The organism is Amycolatopsis sp. GM8 (assembly GCF_021653975.1).
GTDB lineage: Bacteria > Actinomycetota > Actinomycetes > Mycobacteriales > Pseudonocardiaceae > Amycolatopsis_E.
The window spans coordinates 710,890-728,923 of sequence record NZ_JAJKFK010000004.1; the positions used below are offsets into that span (position 1 = coordinate 710,890).

Sequence of the window (18,034 nt, forward strand, 5' to 3'; positions counted from 1 at the left end):
GGCTCGCCAGGTACGGGCGAGTCCCACGTTTTCCTTTTCCGTCATGTTGTCTGGACCTTTGTTGGAAAGGTCCAGACAACCGACGATAGTTGGTTGACGGTCGCGGCGCGGGCTCCCTAACGTCGGAATCCTCCTACCGAAGGGGGCTTCCCGGTGTTCTCCCGCCGTACCTTCCTGGGCCTGTCCGCCGCCGCACTCACCGCGCCCGCCTGGCCGGGCTTCGCGACCGCCGCCGCCACCCCGGCCACGTTCACCCTGAACCTGGCCAACAACTCCGGCTCCGGCACCGTCTACGCGTACGTCACGGGCACCACGCCCGACAACCGGCTGGTGCTCATCGCCGCCGACGGCACGCCGTACTACCCGCCCTCGCCCTCGGCCACGCTGACCCCGCTGCCGGTCGACTGCGCGATCAACGTCGGCTCGGGCCGCCAGGTCAGCGTGCCGAAGATGGCGGGCGCGCGGATCTATCTCGTCACCGGCTCGAAGCTGGACTTCTTCCTCAACCCCGGCCCCGCACTCGTGCATCCCAGTTTCCTCAACACCGCCGACCCGAACTTCGGCCGGACCTGGTCGTTCGCGGAGTTCACGTTCAACGACGCGCAGCTGTTCGCGAACATCAGCTACGTCGACTTCGTCGGGCTGCCGCTGAGCATCGCGCTGTCGACCACCTCCTCGGGCAGCCAGTCGGTGCAGGGCCTCCCGTCGGGCTCCGCGGCCGCGGTCGCGAGCGAGCTGTCCGGGCAGGGCTCGAACTGGGGCCAACTGGTCCAGACCGATTCGGGCGGACGTGTGCTGCGCGTGCTTTCCGCGCAGCACAAGGCGGACCAGTTCGCCGGCTACCTCGAGGGCTACATCGACCAGGTGTGGCAGAAGTACGCGTCGCAGCCGCTGACCGTCGACTCGCAGAACCCCGGGGTGGGCGTGTTCACCGGCACGGTCTCGGGTAACACGCTCACGTTCAACAACGGCGAGAGCTTCAGCAAGCCCGTCACCGCCGACGTGTGGAGCTGCAACAGCGGGCCGTTCACGAACGCGGGGAGCCCGGCCCGGCTGGCGATCATCCCGCGGCTGGCCGCCGCGCTGAACCGGACCACGTTGCTGGCCAACGCGAACCAGCCCACCGGCGAGGACCCGGCGCAGTTCTACCGCAACGCCCAGACCAACCACTACGCCCGGATCGTGCACAGCAAGCTGCCGGACAACCGCGGTTACGCCTTCCCGTACGACGACGTCACCCCCGGCCCGGACTTCAGCGGCTCGGTGTTCGCGGGCGACCCGGACGTGCTCACCGTGACGGCCCACGCGATGTGATCCACACTGGCCGGTATGACCGAGATACGGGTACTGACCTTCGACATCTTCGGCACGACCGTCGACTGGTACACCGGGGTGGCCCGGCAGGCGGCCGAGATCCTGGGCGACCGGCTCGACGCGGGCACCTTCGCCAGAGAGTGGCGTGACCGCTACCTCCCGTCGATGACGCGCGTCATCAGCGGCGAGCGGGACTGGGTGTACCTCGACACGCTGCACCGCGAGTCGCTCGACGATCTGTTGCGGCAGCACGGAATCGACCTCGACGAGGCGAGCCGGCGGCAGCTGGTGCACGCGTGGCACCGGCTGCCGGCATGGGACGACGTCGTCGAGGGCCTGACGCGGCTGCGGGAGAACTACACCATCGCCGCGTTGTCGAACGGCGGGTTCGCGCTGATGACCGCCCTGATCAAGGCCGCGAACCTGCCGTTCGACTGCGTGCTGTCGGCCGAACTGGCCCGCACCTACAAACCCGACGCGCGCGTCTACCACACCGCGGCGAGCCTGCTCGACGTCCGGCCGGACGAGGTGCTGATGGTCGCCGCGCACAAGTGGGACCTGGTGGGCGCGGCCACGGCGGGCCTGCGCACGGCGTTCGTCGAACGGCCACTGGAGAAGGGCCCGGACGGCACTGCCGACCGGGCCGCCGACGTCGAAGCTGATTTTCATGTCACGGACTTCCAGGATCTCGCCGAGAGACTCGCTGTATAGGTCGTTATACGACTGTCCCGGCCTGGATGACCGTGCGCTCGCCGGACCACAGCAGCGCCGGGTCCGCGAACGGGTCGCCGTCGAGGAGCAGGAAGTCCGCCACGCACCCGACGGCGACCCGGCCGAGATCCGGGCGCCGCACCAGGTCCGCGTTGACCGACGTCGCCGACTGGAGAGTCCGAAGTAGACCCTCCACTTCGGACTGCAGCCGCAGGCCGGCGAGCTGCTCGTCTTCGAGCACGCCCATCAGGTCCGTGCCGAAGCCGATCCGCACCCCGACCGCCCGCGCCAGTTCGACCGCCTCGCGCCCGGATGCCAGCACCTCGCGGTTCTTCTCCTGTGACACGGCCGCCATGCCGAGCGGGGCGCCGCGGCGGTCCATGGCGTCGTAGGCGGCGAGCGTCGGCACCAGGAACGCATCGTGCGCGGCCATCAGCTCGGCGGTCTCGGCGTCGATCAGGTTGCCGTGCTCGACCGAGCGCACCCCGTTCTCGACCGCGTGCCGGACGGCCTCCGGCGAGTACGCGTGCGCGGCCACGTAACTGCCGCGGCGCGCCGCTTCGTCCGTCACCGCGCGGATTTCCTCCGGCGAGTACTGCGGGACCCGGATCGGGTCGGTCAGCGACACCACCCCGCCCGAGGCCATGATCTTGATCGCGTGCGCGCCACGGCGGAACCGGTCGCGCACCGCCTGCCGCAGCGCGTCCACCCCGTCCACGACTTCGTTCAGGAACTCGTGGCAGCCGCAGAAATCGCTGTCCGTGCCGCGGGGGTCGCCGTGCCCGCCGGTCTGGCTGAGCGCGGGCCCGGTGTAGAGATACCGCGGCCCGGCGATGAGTCCCTCGCCCAGCGCGCGGGTGATACCGGGGTCGCCGCCCGCCACATCCCGCACCGTCGTGAACCCGCGCCGCAGCGCGTTTTCCAGCCGCCGCGCGCCCGCGTAGGCCAGGTAGCTCGCGGATCCGGACTCGATCGCGACGAGGTCCAGCGCGATGCCGTACGCGTGGAAATGCGCGTCGATCAGGCCTGGCAGCACGGTCTTGCCGCGGGCGTCGAGGACGCGGTCCGCGGTGAACGTACCGCCGATCTGCACGATCCTGCCGTCCTCGACATGCACCGGCTCCTCGACGAGTTCCGCGGAGACACCGTCGAACACCGTTCCGTTGACGATCGAAAGGCTCATGCCGCACTCCTCAGCCGCTCGGTTTCCTTGCTGTCCACAGCGAACGTGACCGGGTCGACGGCCACGCCGTACTCGCGCGCCGCGGCCTCGGCGGAAACGAAACCGTTGCGCACATCGCGCGCGACGCGCTCGGGTTCCCGTGAGAACGGGTCGCCGTACCCGCCGCCGCCCCCGGTGTCGTTGACCAGCACCTCGCCGGTATCGAGATGGTTGTAGCTACCGCCCTGCACGACCTCGTGCCCGGTGCCGGGGTTGAGCACGATCCGATTGTTCTCCCCCGGCCGCCCGCCGCCGATGGCCCACGGCTTGGTTTTCGTCTTGTACACCAGGCAGATTCCCGTCGAGGGCGCGGTGAACCGGTACACCCGGCTCACCCCGACGCCGCCGCGGTGCCGGCCCGCGCCGCCGGTGTCGGGCCGGTAGCCATAGGACTCGATGAACATCGGCGACTTGGTTTCCAGCACCTCCACCGGGTTGTTGCGGCACCCCGGTTCGGACAGGTGCATGATCCCGTCGGCGCCGTCGCCGCCCGCGTGCCCGCCGAACCCGACGGCCTCGTTCGTCGCCTCGAGCCAGGACTCGCCGGTGCGCGGGTTGACGCCGAGGCCCATCATCGAACACACGTCGCCGCCCGAACAGGCCGGCACCCGGTCCGGCATGCCCTGGGAAAGCGCTTTCAGCACCACTTCGCCGGCGAGCAGCCCGGTCCACAGCGTGAACGTCGGCATCGGCGGCACGGCGTGCATCACCGAACCCGGTTCGGTCACCACCCGCAGCGGCCGGAAGTTCCCCGCCACCACCGACGAATCCGGCGTCGTGAGCGCCTTGAACACGAGGCTGCACAACGCTTCGGTCTGGCCGAGCGGGAGGTTGATCGGGCCGCGCACGCCATGCTCGCTGCCGCTCCAGTCGATCACCATTTCCGCGTCGGTGACGGTAACCGTGGCGCGCAGCTTGATCATCCGGTCCAGATCGACGCCGTCGGAGTCGACGAAGTCCTCGGCGCTCCAGGTGCCCTTCGGCAGCTTCGCGAGCGCGAGCCGGGCGAGCCGCTCGCCGTGGTCGTTGATCGCGTCCATCGCGGCGACGAGCGTGTCCGCGCCGTACTTCGCGGCGATCTCCTGGGTGCGCCGGACCCCGGTGACACAGGCGGAGACCTGCGCCTGCAGGTCGCCGATCGTGCGCTCCGGCAGCCGGCTGTTGAACCGGATGAGGTTGAAGACGTCGTCGTCCTGCACGCCTTCGCGGTAGAGCCGGATCGCCGGGAAGAACAGCCCTTCCTGGTGCATGTCGGTCGAATCGAGGACGTAACCCGGGTCCTTCTGCTTGAGGTCGAGCACGTGGATGCGGCACGAGGCGAACCCGATCAGCCTGCCCCCGGCGTGCACCGGCGCGAACACGAGCGGGTCGAGGGTGTGCGCCGAGGACCAGTACGGGTAGTTCAGCACGAACACGTCCCCTGGCCGCATCGCTTCCACGCCAAGGAACTTCACGGCCTCCTTGATGCCGTGATCGTTGCCGCGGGTGAAGATCGCGATGCCCGGCGCGTCGGCGACCACGTCCCCGCTCGCGTCGTGGATGCCGATGCCGTAGTCGTGGATCTCGTAGACGACGGTGTTGTACGCGGTGCGGCACAGGTTTCGCGCCATTTCCTCGGCCGAGGCCAGGAGGCCGTGCCGGATGATTTCGGTGGTGATGGAGTCGTTCATCGCTCCCCTACGGTGATCACGAGTTCGCCATAGGGGCCGACCCGCAGGTGGTCCCCGGCGTGGACGACGGTGGTCGCGGTGTGCTCGGCGATGACGGCCGGCCCGTCGAGCTCGTCCCCGGCGAGCAGGTTTTCCCTGGTGTACAACGAATACTCGGTGCCGGACACCTCCCGCGCCCCGTCCGACTCCGGACCGCCGGACTCGCGGGAGGGCAGCAGTGGCAGCCGCGGCTTGTCCACCGCGCCGGTCGCGCGCAGGCGCAACGTGGTGACCTCGACGGGATCGGTCATCGTGTGCCCGTATTGCCGTTCGTGCAGCCGCGCGAAGGAGTCCTCCACGCCTGCCAGATCCTCGAACGCGACGGTCACCGAGTGCTCCTGCCCGGCGTACCGGACGTCGAGGCTGCGGCTCATCGACGCCGGGAAGCCTTCCGCGGCAAGGGTTTCCGCCGCCTCGCGGGCCATCTCGGCGTAGGCCGCCTCGACCTCGGCGGCGTCCAGGTCGGCGAGCGGCGCGACGACGGTGCGCGCGAAGTCGTGCTGCACGTCGGCCATCAGCATGCCGAACGCGGAGAACGCGCCCTGCCCCGGCGGCACCAGCACGGTCGGGATGCCCAGCTCGGCCGCGACGTCCACGGCCACCAGCCCGCCCCCGCCGCCGAACGACAGCAGCGCGAAGTCCTTCGGGTCGCGGCCGACCTCGACGGTGATCGCCCGGACGGCGCCCATGATCTTGGTCGTGGAGATCCGCACGATGCCGCGGGCCAGCGCGGGCACGGTCATCCCGAGCCGTTGCGCGACGGGTGAAAGCGCTTTCTCCGCGAGCACCCGGTCCAGCACGAGCTTCCCGCCGAGCGGAACCTCGGTGCCGAGATAGCCGATCGCGAGCACGGCGTCGGTGAACGTGGGCACCGTCCCGCCGCGGCCGTACGACGCCGGTCCCGGCTCGGCGCCCGCGCTGCGCGGGCCGACCTGCAGCGCGCCCGCCTCGTCGAGATACGCGATCGACCCGCCGCCCGCGCCGATCGTATGGATGTAGAGCGACGGCGTGTTGATCGGCAGCCCTTCGAACTCCGCGCCCTGGTGCAGCACCGGTTCGCCGTCGAGGATCAGCGACGCGTCGAGGCTCGTGCCGCCCATGTCGATGGTGATCAGGTTGGGCTCGCCGACCAGCTCCGCGAACGCGGCCGCGCCGATCACCCCGCCCGCCGGGCCGGACAGGATGAGGCTCACCGGCTGTTCGCGCGCGGTGCCGACGGTCATCGCGCCGCCGCCGGAGCGGGTCATCAGGAAGCGTCCGCCGAACCCGCGGCGGGCCAGCTCGCCTTCGAGATCTTCCAGGTACCGGCGGACGATCGGCTTCACGTACGCGTCGAGCACGGCGGTGCTGGTGCGCTCGTACTCGCGGTACTCACGGGAAAGCTCGTGCGACAACGTCACCGCGACGCCAGGCGCGACCTCCGCGAGCACGTCCCGCATCGCGAGTTCGTGCGCGGGATTCGCGTAGGCGTGCAGGAAAGCGACCGCCACCGAGTCGTAGCCGCGCGAAGCGATCACCTCGGCGACCCGGCGGGCATCGTCCACATCGAACGGTGTGTGCACGCTCCCGTCGAACCGGCTGCGCTCGGTCACTTCGAACGTGTCGAAGCGTTCCAGCAGCGGTTCCGGCGGGCGGTAGGTGATGTCGTAGTTGGTGCGCCGGTCGGTGCGGCCGAGCAGGTACACGTCGCGGAACCCGCGGGTGCCGATCACCGCGGTCCGCGCGCCGGTCCGCGTGAGCAGCGCGTTGAGGCCCAGCGTCGTGCCGTGCGTGAACATCGCGATCTCGCCGAATTCCGCGCCGGCGGCGGCGAACGCGTCGAGCACGCCGGTGGTGGGCGAATCAGGCGTGGTCGCGACCTTGCCGAAACGCAGTTCGCCGGTGTCCGGCAGCAGCTCCACGACGTCGGTGAACGTCCCGCCGACGTCGATCGCCAGCCGGGTGGTGTTTGTCATGCGGCGCAGTATCAAAGTTTCGCCGAGAGCACGACTGGATGACGGAGCACAGCGCGGCCCGCCCGCGTTGTGCTGCGCGCACATCGGCGCGATCTGCACCACAGTCAGCATTCCCCCACCTCGACCACTGGAGAAAGGCGGAGGCGGGCCTGATGAAAACCTCGCTTCGACTCGTGGCACTCGCGGGCGCGGCGGCACTGACGGTGTCGCTGGCCGCGTGCAGCCGGCCCAGCACCGAAGCCGCGACCACCACGTCGGCGGCCCCGGCGGACAAGACCCTTTCCATCGGCTTCTTCGGCTTCGCGAAGGCCAACTCCTTCGCGCAGGCGACGTGGGCCGGTGTCCAGGAGTACGCGGCGGCGCACAACGCGAACGCCACCTTCCTCGACTCGAACTTCGACGGCCCCACGCAGGTCAACCAGCTGCAGGACGCCGTCACGTCCAAGCGCTACGACATCGTCATCGTGCAGGCCAACGACGGCACCGCGATCGTGAACGCGGTCAAGCAGGCGGTGGCCGCCGGGATCACCGTGGTCATCGAGTTCACCCCCGTCGGCGGTGACTACTCGACCACCAACCCGCAGATCCCCGGCACGGTCAGCATCGTGGACGCGCCCACGCTCAACGGCCAGGGGCTCGCCACGCTCGGCCTCGGCGCGTGCAAGGAGGCCGGCGCGGCCCCGTGCAAGGTGGCCTACCTGCAGGGTTTCGCGAACTACCCGCTCGACACCGCGCGCACCAACGCGACCGTGGACGCGCTCAAGGCGGGCGGCGCCGACGTCGTGGCGAGCGTGGTCGGCGGCTACACCCAGGACTCGGGGCGCGCGGCGTTCCAGAACGTGCTGCAGGCGCACCCCGACGTCAACGTCGTGATCGGCTCCTCGCAGGCGGTCGAGGGCGCGGCCCCGCTGGCCGCCGGGAAGCCCATCAAGTTCGTCGGCAACGGCGGGTCGACCCAGGCGTTCGACGGCGTGAAGTCCGGTACCTGGTACGGCGTGTACGTCATCCCGGAGAAGACCGACGGCGCGAAGGCCGCCGAACTCGGCCTGTCCAAGGCACGCGGGCAGCAGGTGCCGGTCTCGACCGACGCCCGCACGCTGACCCCGTACCAGGCACTGGGCACGAAGGGCACCCTCGCCGGGCAGACCGCGGACTACTCGGACTGATCGATGCGAGCACCCGCCATCTCCGTCCGCGGAGCCGGAAAGAGCTACAGCGGGGTCTCGGTCCTGCGGGACATCGACCTGGACATCGCCCCCGGCGAGATCCACAGCCTCGTCGGGGAGAACGGCGCCGGCAAGAGCACGCTGCTGAAGATCCTCGGCGGCGCGATCCGGGCCGACGCGGGCACGGTCGGCTTCGACGGCGTCCCGGCGACGATCCACAACCCGCGCGACGCGATCCGGCACGGCATCAGCCTCATCTCCCAGGAGGGCGCGCTGGTGCCGGCCAGAACGGTGCTGGAGAACGTGTTCCTCGCCCGGTGGTCGAACCGGGCGGGGTTCGCCCGCACCCGCGACGACCGCCGCGCGTTCGACGAACTCCTTGCCAGCACAGGGTTCGTGGTCGACCCGCAGGCGCGGGTGGCCGAACTGCCGACCGGCCTCCAGCAGCAGGTCGAGATCCTCCGGTCGCTCGCGCGCGGCGCCCGGGTGCTGGCGATGGACGAGCCGACCGCGGTACTGACCGAGCACGAGAAGGAGAACCTGCTCGGCCTGATCCGGCGTCTCGCGGCCGAGGGCACCACGGTGATCCTCGTTTCGCATTTCCTCGACGAGGTCCTCGGCGTCGCCGACCGGGTCACCGTGCTGCGCGACGGGAACCTCGTGATCAGCGATGAGGCCGCGAAGCACACGCCGGCGACGCTGGTGCGGCACATGGTCGGGCGGCAGATCGACGTGCCGCATCCCGATCCGCCACCGCTGCCCGCCGACGCTCCGGTGCGGCTCGCCGCGAAAGGCCTGCGCCGCGGCATGGTCGACGGCATCGACCTGACCGTGCGCGCGGGCGAGATCCTGGGCATCGCGGGTCTCGTCGGCAGCGGCCGCACCGAGACGCTGCGGCTGTTGTTCGGCGCGGACCGGGCCACCGAAGGCGTCGTCGAGGTCGACGGGAAAGCGCTGTCGAGGCTGACCCCGCGGCGCGCGATGGCCGCGGGGATCGCCATGGTGCCCGAGTCCCGCAAGGAACAGGGCCTGGTGATGGCCCGTTCGGTCCGGGAGAACGTCGCGCTCGCGTCGTTGGGCGGGCGCCGGTTCGGGCCGTTCGTGCGCCGGGGCGGTGAGCGTGACGCGGTCGGGCGGGCCTCGGACGCGGTCGACATCCGCGCGGCCGGGACGGACGCCGCGATCGAGACGCTGTCCGGTGGCAATCAGCAGAAAGCCTTGTTCGCCAAGTGGTTGCTGCGCCGGCCGCGGGTGCTGCTGATCGACGAACCGACCCGCGGCGTCGACGTCGCCGCGAAGACCCAGATCCACCAGCTGATCGTCGGGCTGGCCGCCGAGGGGATCGCGGTCGTCGTGGTGTCCTCGGAGATCGAGGAGGTGCTCGGGCTCGCCCACCGGGTGCTGGTGCTGCGGCACGGCCGGATCGCCGGCGAGTTCACCCGGGGCGCGCCCCGCGAAGACGTCATCGCCGTCGCCTTTGGACAGGAAGGAAAACCAGCATGAGTGTGAGCACGGCACCCGAGACCGCGAGCAGGACCGCCGGGACCAGAGCCGTGCGGCGCGGCGCGCGGGTGCGCGACTACGGGATCCTGGTCGCGCTGCTCGCCATCGTGCTCGCGCTTTCCTTGAGCACCAGCACGTTCCTGAGCACCTCGAACATGATCAACCTGCTCGACCAGTGCTCGGTCGTGGGCCTGCTCGCGGCCGGCGCGACCGTGTGCATCATGAGCGGCGTCTTCGACCTCACCGCGAGCGCGTCGCTCGCGGTGTCGGCGATAGTCGGTGTCCAGGTCGGGCGGCAGCTCGGGGTGTTGCCCGGGTTCGCCGCGGCGATCGTCGCCGGGGCGCTGCTCGGGCTCGTCACCGGCACCATCGTGGTCCGCAGCGGCGTGCACTCGTTCATCGCGACACTCGCGACCAGCATCATCTACCGCGGCCTCGCGGTGATCGTCACCGCCGGGTCGATCGTCTACCCGCTGGCGAGCCAGCAGGCGGACTTCGGCATGCTGACCTGGCCGTCGATCGGCGGGCTCACCTCGGCGACGATCGTGTTCGTCGTGGTGGTCGGCGCGATCTGGGTGCTGATCTCGGCCACCACGTTCGGCCGCCGCGTCTACGCGGTGGGCGGAAACGCCGAAGCCGCAAGGCTTTCCGGCATCCGAGTCGGCCAGGTCCAGATCGCGGCGTACGTGGTGAGCGGGATCTGCTCGGCGCTCGCCGGGCTGATCCTGGCCTCGCGCGCGGGGTCGGCGCAGTCGAGCATGGCCACCGGCATGGAGCTGTCCGCGATCGCCGCCGCGGTCATCGGCGGCACCAGCATCCTCGGCGGCGAGGGCGCGATCTGGCGCGGCGCGGTCGGCGCGCTGCTGCTGACGCTCATCGGCAACGGCTTCAACCTGCTCGGCTGGGACACCATCTACCAGCAGGTCGTGCAGGGCATCCTGATCCTGCTCGCCGTCGCCGTCGACCGTTACCTGCGGAAAAGGAGCAGGTAGCCTTCGCGAATGGCGGTCCGGATCGGCGTGAGCCTCGGCCCGGGACGGTCCCGCGCGGCGGCCGTCCGGGACCGCGCCGTGCTGGCCATCGCCACCGGGACCGACCCGGCGAAGCTGCTCGCCGAGATCGTCCGCGCCGGTCCCGAACCGCCGCGCGGCATCGTGCTCGACCTGAGCGGGCTGCTGGCCGACCGGGTGCTGAACCGGCACGACGAGCTCGCCCCGGTGGTGACGATCCGCGTCGTGCCCCGCGCGGCGAGCGATCCCGCGCTGGCCCGGCATCCGGACGACGTGATCGAGCGGCTCGTCGCCCACCGGCACACCGTGCCCGGCGGCCACGACCTGTTCGGGAACGAGCTGCGCCCGCTCGACCGTGCCACGCTTCGCCTGGTGTGCAAGGAAATCGAGCAGGGCCCGGCGCGCGACATCGCGATCGTGGCGGCCGGCTCGCCCGCCCAGCCGCGCCACGAGCGCGAGGTCGCGGACGCGCTGCAGTCGGCGATGCCGGACGCGCGGATCTCCGCCGCCCACGAGTTCGGCGGCCACGGGCTCGCCGCCCGCGAGGCGACGGTCGTGCTGAACGCCGCGCTGGCGGGCGCCGCCGGGCGGATCCTCGACGCGTGCGAAAGGGGCGCCCGCGGTATCCCGTTCCAGGTCTCGCGCGGCGACGGCGGCTGGGTCAGCCCCGCCCGGCTGCGCACGCTGCCGGTGCTCGGTATCGGCGCCGCCGGTGCGCTGCGGCTGCAGGGCGCGGCGCACCTGGCCGGTGCCGGGGACTGCCGGGTGCTGCTGGACTCCGGCCCGCACCCGATGGTCGGGGACGTGCGGCACGGCCTCGCCGTGGTCCGCCCGCAGGCGGTCGCCGGGCTCGGCACCGTGCTGGTCACCCCGACCGCCACACTGACCCGCGCGGACACCTCCCGCGTCGGCGATGTCGCGCTGGTGAAGGCCGATGACGACGCGGGCGAGCTCACCTGCGTCGGCGCCGCGGCCAGCCGCCCGACGGCGTGGCTGGACGAGATCGCGTTCATCGAGTCGACCGCCGAACTGGAGCGCGTCCGCCGTGACGCACAGGCCCGCGCGACGGCGATCGCGACCGCCAACGGCGCCACACCGGGCAGCGCGGCCGTCGTCGAAGTGTCCACAGTGGCCGTCCCGTACAGCCCGTCGGGCACCGTGCGGGTGCGCGTGCGCGTCGCGGGGGAGGCCGAAGCATGACCACCCGCTACATCGGTGCCGCCACGACGATCCGCGCCGACGACGTGCCCGCGCTCTACGAGGGCGGCAAGTTCTACTCACCGGCCGTCGCGCCGGAGCGGACCACCTTGCTGTCGTGGACGGAGAGCCTGCTCGAGCGCAACGGGCCCGTCACCCTCGTGCGGCCCGACGCGGTCGCCCCGGAGACCCGCTGCGTCGCGATCTGCGTGATCGGTTCCGGGGCCGCGCTGGCGGACCTGCCGCCCTCAGGCGACGAGTTCGCGCTCGCCGTGCGCGAGCTGGAACGCCTGACGCGGCACCGGTTCGACGCCGTGTACCCGCTGGCCGCCGCGACGGTCAGCGGGATCGCGCCGCTGGCCGCGGCGTCCCAGCTGGACGTGCCGCTGATCGACGCGGACGGGATGGGCCGCACCTTCGCGCTGATCCACCACACCGCGATGCACCTGGGCGGGCTCTCCCCCACCCCGCTGGTGATCCGCGGCGTCACCGGGGAGAACGTCGCGATCACCGTGCCCGGCCCCGCCCGCGCCGACACCCTACTCCGGTCCAATGTGGACGTTCTCGGCGGCTGGGCGGCGCTCGCCGCGTATCCCACGACCGCCGGTGACCTGCGCCGGGCCGCGCTCACCGGCACGGTGTCCCGGCTGATCAACGTGGGCCGGCTGCTGCTGGAGTCGAGCGATCCCGACGTGCTGGTGGCCCGGCTCGCCGCGGTCACCGGCTGCCGCCGGATCGGCCGCGGCCGGATCGTCGAGCTGGAACACCTCAGCCGCCCCACGGACTTCACGATCCCCACCCACCCGTCCAGCGTGGTGATCGACGAGATCGGCGGGCAGGGCCGGCAGCTGCGGCTGGAACTGCGCAGCGAGGTGGTAGCGGTGTTCGCCGACGGGGCGCTGGCCGCGGCCGCGCCGGACCTGATCTGCCTCGTCGACGTGCTGCACGGCGAGGTGTCCACATTGGACAGCCTGGAGCCGGGCGACCTGGTGGACGTGCTGGTGATGCCGGCGGACGCGGTCTGGTACTCGGCCGAGGGGCTGGCCATGGTGGGCCCGGCGTCGCACGGTATCCCGCTCGAGCACCCGAGGCACCGATGAGTAAACAACCGTTGGCGCCGCTGGATCTCGCGGAGCTCCTGCGCGTCGAACCGCTCTCGCGGGCCAGCGCCGTGCACCTGCCGGACCCCGCCCGCCACGTGCACGAGGTGGTGCTCGCCGAGACCTTCGACCGGCTGCACCACGCCGCGCCGCATTCGCTGGTGGTGCTGCACCACGAGGCCGCGACCGGCGGCTGGGCGCTGGCCGCGGCGCTGCACGCCGGCTGGGAGCGCAACGTCTCCGCGATCGTGGTGCCCCGGCCCGCGATGAGCTCGTCGAGCGCGGTGCTGGCCGAACGGCTGGGCATCGCGCTGCTGGTGATCGAAGACGAGCCGGTCGACGTCGCGCTCACGCTCGCCGGCCAGGTCAGCGCCCCGCAGGCGGCCCGCGCGCTGCGGGTCGCGCTGTGCGCCGAACGGCTCGCCGAGCAGTCGAGCATCCGCGGCGTGCTGGGCGTGCTGAACAGCGAACTGGCCCCGGTGCCGGTCGCGCTGACGGTCGGCGGCACGGTCACGGCGGGGCGTGCGGCGGGTGCGGCGGAGAAACCCGGCGGTACCACGGTGTGCGTCGAGATCAACGCCGCCGGGCGGCCGTGGGCCGAGCTGGTGGCGGCGGTGCCGGCGAAGAACACCGCCGCGGCCGGGCATGTCGAGTCGGTGCTGCGGCTGGCCCGGCTGCCGCTGCTCGCCGCGTGGGCGCAGACCCGGGTGCACAGCTCCGCCCAGGCGGCACGGGAACAAGCGGCGTTCGGCCTGCTGCGGCGCCTGGTGGCCGAACCGGCGGCCGCGGCCGAGCCCGCCGACGTCGAAGTGCCGCCGTGGACCGGCGAACTGGGCTGGCGGGTCGAGGGCCGCAACCGCGCGGTGTGGATCTCGCCGCTGACCGCCACGGACGGCGCCCCGGCCGAGGAGCTGACCCAGCTGGTCCGCGCGGCGTGGCAGCGGCACCGGCCGGACTGGCCGCTGGTCGCCGACTCGGACGGCTGGATCTCGTGGCAGAACCTCCCCGACAGCACCGAAAACAACGACGAGGCGGGCATGCGGCGGGCGCTCGGCGCGGTGACCCACGCGGCCGAAAGTCACGCGCTGGTGCTCGGCGTCGGCGACGCACACCGTGGCGTCCCCGGCCTGATGAGGTCGGTCACCGAGGCGCGGCTGGCCGCGCACGTCGCCCGCGACGGCGGTCCCGGTTCGGTGCAGTGGTTCGACCAGGTCGGCGCCCGCGCCGCGCTCGCCTGGCTGCCGCGCGGGCAGATCGCCGAGGTCGCCGACCTGTGCCTGGCCGGCCTGATGGCCGCCCGGGACCGCGAGGCACTCGTCGACACCGTGCTGGCGGTGCTCGACTGCGGCGGTTCGCTGAGCCAGGCCTCGGCGCGGCTCGGGGTGCACCGCAACACCGTGCTGTCCCGCGTCGCCCGCGCGAAGGAGCTCGGCCTGGTGTTCGACGACCCGGCGCGGAGGCTCGCGCTGCACGTGCTCTGCTACTCGCTCGCGTCGGTCTGGTTGCCCGGACGGTCCTGAGTTGTTTCCCGTTGGGGCAGAAGAGTTTTTCTACTTCTGGTGGTTGGAAACTTCTTGCCTCACCCTGTCAAGGTCTCCCTTCGGATGAACAAGAACGTGAAGTTGACTCACAGTTGCCGACCCGATTAATCTGCGCAGGCGCTGCAGGAGCCACCTGGCTTGACCGCGCCACCTTTCACCTAGGTGCGGGGGCCCTGGCCAGTCACAACGAGTGCGGGAAGGCCCTCAGGAGCCTTGAAGAAGAATTCCGGGACACGTGACCGACGTGCTTCGATCCGGACGAGGGTGCTTGCGATCGCCTTCGTGCCCAGCATCGCGCTGTTGCTGGCCGGCGTAGCACTGGCGGGATATCTGCTTTACACCGCGATCGCGGCGCGTTCGTTCATCACCAAGGTGCACGACTCCGCGCCCATCGCGGTCCAGTTCTTCGCCTCGGTGCAGCAGGAACGTCAGCTCACCCTGACCGACCTCGCGACGCGCGGGTCGCTGCAGGCGCAGCTGGCACAGGTGCGCACGAAGACCGACGCCACCGGCGCGGGCCAGGCGCAGAACCTGGCCGGCCTCTACGACCAGGCGCCCGCCCGCGTGCAGGTGAGCATCCAGAAGACCGCGGCACAGCTGGCGGCGCTGCCCGCGTTCCGGGCCAGGGTCGACGCCGGCCAGGTTTCCCTGCTGGAGGCGTACGCCTTCTACAACCAGATCCTGGACACCTACACCGACGGCCTGCTGGGCGTCGCCGAAGGCACGCCGAGCGCGCAGAGCGCGTACCTGCGCGCGACCGCGATGCCGCTGTTCGCGGCCGCCGACCAGATGGCCCGCAGTGTCGCGCTCGCCTCCGGCGGGATCGCGCACGGCGGCCTGAACCCCGACGAGTTCAACGCGTTCATCGGGAACGTCGGCGCCTACCACACCGGGTTCGACAGCCAGGTGCCCGAGATGATCCCGTCGGTGGCGCAGGCGTACAACGCGCTCAAGGCGAGCCCCGCCTGGGCCGCGGTGACCAGCGTCGAGCAGTCGGTGCTGAACGGGAACCACACCACGCTGCCGCCGGGCATCACCCCGCAGCAGTGGCAGGCCAGCGCGACGCAGGTCGCCGGCTCGCTGATCAACCTCTACATCCAGCAGAGCACCAACGCCACCAACATCGAGATCGACACCGGTAACCGGGACCTGATCACCGCGATCGCGGCCGGTGCGGCGGCGATCGTGCTCGCGGTCATCGTGACGATCGTCGCGTGGCGGATGTCCAGCAGGCTCGTGCGGCGGCTCACCCGGCTGCGCGAGGAGACCCTGGAGATGGCCGAGGTCCGGCTGCCCCGGCTGGTCGACCGGGTACGGAACGGCGAGGACGTCGACCTCGAGCGCGACATGTCCACCCTGGACCACGGCACTGACGAGATCGGCCAGGTCGCCGACGCGTTCAACAAGGCGCAGCAAACCGCCGTCGCGGCCGCGGTGGACGAGGCGAAGACCCGTGAGGGCACCAGCAAGGTGTTCCTCAACATCGCCCACCGCAGCCAGGTGCTGGTGCACCGGCAGCTCAAGGCGCTCGACGAGGCCGAGCGCAAGCAGGAGGACCCCGACCAGCTGGACCTGCTGTTCAAGCTCGACCACCTGTCCACCCGCGCCCGCCGCAACGCGGAGAACCTGATCATCCTCGGCGGCGAGCGGCCCGGCCGCCAGTGGCGCAACCCGGTGGCGCTGGCCGACCTCATCCGCGGCGCGACCGCCGAAACCGAGGACTACGCGCGGGTCAACGTCGGCAAGATGCCCGGGCTCGCCGTCAACGGCCCGGTCGTCGCCGACCTCATCCACTTGCTCGCCGAGCTGATCGACAACGCCACGTCGTTCTCGCCGCCGCAGTCGCGCGTCGAGGTATGGGGCGATGTCGTCGGGCGCGGCGTGGTGCTGGAGATCGAGGACCAGGGCGTCGGCATGGAGCCCGAGCAGAGCGAAGAGGTCAACGGGATGCTCGCCGACCCGCCGGACTTCAGCGTGATGGCGCTGTCGCACGAGCCGCGCCTGGGCCTGTTCGTGGTGGCACAGCTGGCTTCCCGGCACGGCATCTCGGTCACGCTGCGGGACTCGGCCTACGGCGGCACCCGCGCGATCGTGCTGGTCCGGTCCGAGCTGCTGACCCCGGTTCCGCTGGCCGAGGAGCCGGAGCCGGTGTCCCCGCACGCGCCGGTGCCGGCCCAGCAGGGACCAGGTAACCACCAGGGCCCGCCGCAGGCCGGTAACCACCCGAGCCTGCCGACCCGGCGCTCCCAGCCGGTACCGCCGCCCGAGGACACGCAACGGCACAATGGGACGCTCAGCCCGCCCGAGCCGGGCGGCACGCCCATCGACCTGTTCCGTCCCCAGCGGGAGCCCATGCCACCCCAGCAGCCGCAACAGCCACCGCAGCATTCGCAGCCGCCCCGCCCGCCGCGGCAGAACCGCCCGCCGGCGGACAACCGGCCGCACGACACCCGGTCGCCGCAACCGCCCGGCCCGCTGTCGCCGGACCGGCCCCAGCTGCCCCGGCGGCGACGCCAGCAGAACCTGGCGCCGCAACTGCGTTCCGAAGAGACACCCGCCGGCTACCCGCCGGCGGACACCACGATGGAGCCAAGGGACGACCCAGACCAAGCCCGTAGCCGGCTCGCCTCGTTCCAGCAGGGAACCCGGCGTGCCCGCAGCCAGGACCCCGCCGCCACCGACTTCTTTGGAGAGCACAGACGATGACCAATCCGGGTATCAACGAGCTGGACTGGTTGCTCGACGATCTGCTGCAGCAGGTCAACGGCGCGGACCGGGCCGTGGTGCTGTCCGCGGACGGGCTGCTCGTCGGCCGGTCCACCAACCTGACCGAGGAGGACGGCGAGCACCTGTCGGCCGTCGCCTCCGCGTTCCAGAGCCTGGCCAAGGGCACCGGGCGCCACTTCGGCGGCGGCCAGGTCCGCCAGACCGTGGTGGAGATGGACCACGCGTTCCTCTTCGTCACCGCGGCCGGGTACGGCGCCTGCCTGGCCCTGCTCACCAGCGAGGAGGCCGACATGGGGCTGGTCGCGTACGCGATGAACATGATGGTGAAGCGCGTCGGCACGGTGCTCAGCACGGCACCGCGCGTCGAGCACGCCGGTGGTCACGCATGAGCAGCCGCGCGCCGAGAACCGGACGCGGGTTCGCGGTGCCATGACGGCCGAGGAAGAGACCTGGTTCGACGCCGACGCGGGGCCACTGGCGCGGCCCTACACGGTCACCGGCGGCCGGACCCGCACCGACACCATCGGCCTCGACCTGCTCACCCTGGTCGTCGCGGTGACCACGATCATGGAGGCGGCGATCCTGCCGCAGGAGTACGCCCGCGTCGTGCGCCTGTGCCAGCAGCCGTTGTCCGTGGCCGAGGTCGCCGCGTACCTCGAGCTGCCGCTGCCGGTCGTGAAGGTGCTGCTCGCCGACCTGATCGAGCAGAACCACGTCATCTTCCGCAGTGCCACCTCGATGGCCGCGGCCCCGGACGAACGCATCCTCCAGGCGGTGCTCGATGGCATCCGCAGACTCTGATAGGGCGGCAACAACAGTGGACTCCCCCGTTCGAGGGCAGCTCTCGAACCCCGGTGCCCAGCAAGGCATCCCGCATTA

General features: G+C 71.5%; 14 protein-coding genes. 11 read left to right on the forward strand and 3 right to left on the reverse strand.

Annotated elements, in window-relative coordinates; all coding sequences use genetic code 11:
- Positions 1-153 precede the first annotated feature (153 nt).
- Both LOZ83_RS21905 and LOZ83_RS21910 read left to right on the forward strand, forming a co-directional pair.
- On the forward strand, positions 154-1,314 hold the full coding sequence (locus LOZ83_RS21905; protein WP_236792958.1) for a glycoside hydrolase family 64 protein: 1,161 nt from the start codon (positions 154-156) through the stop codon (positions 1,312-1,314).
- A gap of 15 nt (positions 1,315-1,329) precedes the next feature.
- Positions 1,330-2,025 carry a haloacid dehalogenase type II gene (locus LOZ83_RS21910; RefSeq protein ID WP_236792959.1) on the forward strand — a complete coding sequence of 232 codons (696 nt, stop codon included), beginning with the start codon at positions 1,330-1,332 and terminating at the stop codon, positions 2,023-2,025.
- A gap of 4 nt (positions 2,026-2,029) precedes the next feature.
- Here the strand turns inward: LOZ83_RS21910 and LOZ83_RS21915 are convergent, their stop codons facing one another.
- From LOZ83_RS21915 to LOZ83_RS21925, 3 genes are read right to left on the reverse strand one after another with little or no spacing between them, the layout of a single operon-like run.
- Positions 2,030-3,208: an amidohydrolase family protein gene (locus LOZ83_RS21915; protein ID WP_236792960.1), complete on the reverse strand. Its 1,179-nt coding sequence runs from the start codon at positions 3,206-3,208 to the stop codon at positions 2,030-2,032.
- A complete protein-coding gene (locus LOZ83_RS21920) occupies positions 3,205-4,917 on the reverse strand; it encodes a hydantoinase B/oxoprolinase family protein (RefSeq protein ID WP_236792962.1) in 1,713 nt (570 codons plus the stop codon). Before LOZ83_RS21920 ends, LOZ83_RS21915 begins: the two co-directional genes overlap by 4 nt.
- Positions 4,914-6,911: a hydantoinase/oxoprolinase family protein gene (locus LOZ83_RS21925; protein ID WP_236792963.1), complete on the reverse strand. Its 1,998-nt coding sequence runs from the start codon at positions 6,909-6,911 to the stop codon at positions 4,914-4,916. The genes LOZ83_RS21920 and LOZ83_RS21925 overlap by 4 nt, the downstream gene beginning before the upstream one ends.
- A 152-nt stretch (positions 6,912-7,063) precedes the next feature.
- Between LOZ83_RS21925 and LOZ83_RS21930 the strand changes: the two genes are divergently transcribed.
- The 9 genes from LOZ83_RS21930 (at position 7,064) to LOZ83_RS21970 (ending at position 17,956) form a co-directional block, all read left to right on the forward strand.
- Positions 7,064-8,077 (forward strand): sugar ABC transporter substrate-binding protein, encoded by a 1,014-nt coding sequence (locus tag LOZ83_RS21930; protein ID WP_236792964.1) that lies wholly within the window; start codon positions 7,064-7,066, stop codon positions 8,075-8,077.
- A 3-nt stretch (positions 8,078-8,080) separates the two neighbouring features.
- A complete protein-coding gene (locus LOZ83_RS21935) occupies positions 8,081-9,580 on the forward strand; it encodes a sugar ABC transporter ATP-binding protein (RefSeq protein WP_236792965.1) in 1,500 nt (499 codons plus the stop codon).
- The gene (locus tag LOZ83_RS21940; protein WP_236792966.1) at positions 9,577-10,572 is read left to right on the forward strand and encodes an ABC transporter permease; all 996 of its coding nucleotides are present in this window, start codon (positions 9,577-9,579) and stop codon (positions 10,570-10,572) included. The genes LOZ83_RS21935 and LOZ83_RS21940 overlap by 4 nt, the downstream gene beginning before the upstream one ends.
- A gap of 9 nt (positions 10,573-10,581) precedes the next feature.
- Complete coding sequence (locus tag LOZ83_RS21945; RefSeq protein WP_236792967.1) at positions 10,582-11,790, forward strand: hydantoinase/oxoprolinase N-terminal domain-containing protein; 1,209 nt, start codon at positions 10,582-10,584, stop codon at positions 11,788-11,790.
- A complete protein-coding gene (locus LOZ83_RS21950; protein WP_236792968.1) occupies positions 11,787-12,887 on the forward strand; it encodes a DUF917 domain-containing protein in 1,101 nt (366 codons plus the stop codon). Before LOZ83_RS21945 ends, LOZ83_RS21950 begins: the two co-directional genes overlap by 4 nt.
- Positions 12,884-14,407 (forward strand): CdaR family transcriptional regulator, encoded by a 1,524-nt coding sequence (locus LOZ83_RS21955; protein ID WP_236792969.1) that lies wholly within the window; start codon positions 12,884-12,886, stop codon positions 14,405-14,407. The genes LOZ83_RS21950 and LOZ83_RS21955 overlap by 4 nt, the downstream gene beginning before the upstream one ends.
- Positions 14,408-14,710: 303 nt before the next feature.
- The gene (locus LOZ83_RS21960) at positions 14,711-17,134 is read left to right on the forward strand and encodes a nitrate- and nitrite sensing domain-containing protein (RefSeq protein ID WP_374202684.1); all 2,424 of its coding nucleotides are present in this window, start codon (positions 14,711-14,713) and stop codon (positions 17,132-17,134) included.
- Positions 17,131-17,544, forward strand: coding sequence for a roadblock/LC7 domain-containing protein (locus LOZ83_RS21965; RefSeq protein WP_236792971.1), 414 nt, complete (start codon positions 17,131-17,133; stop codon positions 17,542-17,544). The genes LOZ83_RS21960 and LOZ83_RS21965 overlap by 4 nt, the downstream gene beginning before the upstream one ends.
- 40 nt (positions 17,545-17,584) lie before the next feature.
- Positions 17,585-17,956: a DUF742 domain-containing protein gene (locus tag LOZ83_RS21970; protein WP_236792973.1), complete on the forward strand. Its 372-nt coding sequence runs from the start codon at positions 17,585-17,587 to the stop codon at positions 17,954-17,956.
- Positions 17,957-18,034 lie beyond the last annotated feature (78 nt).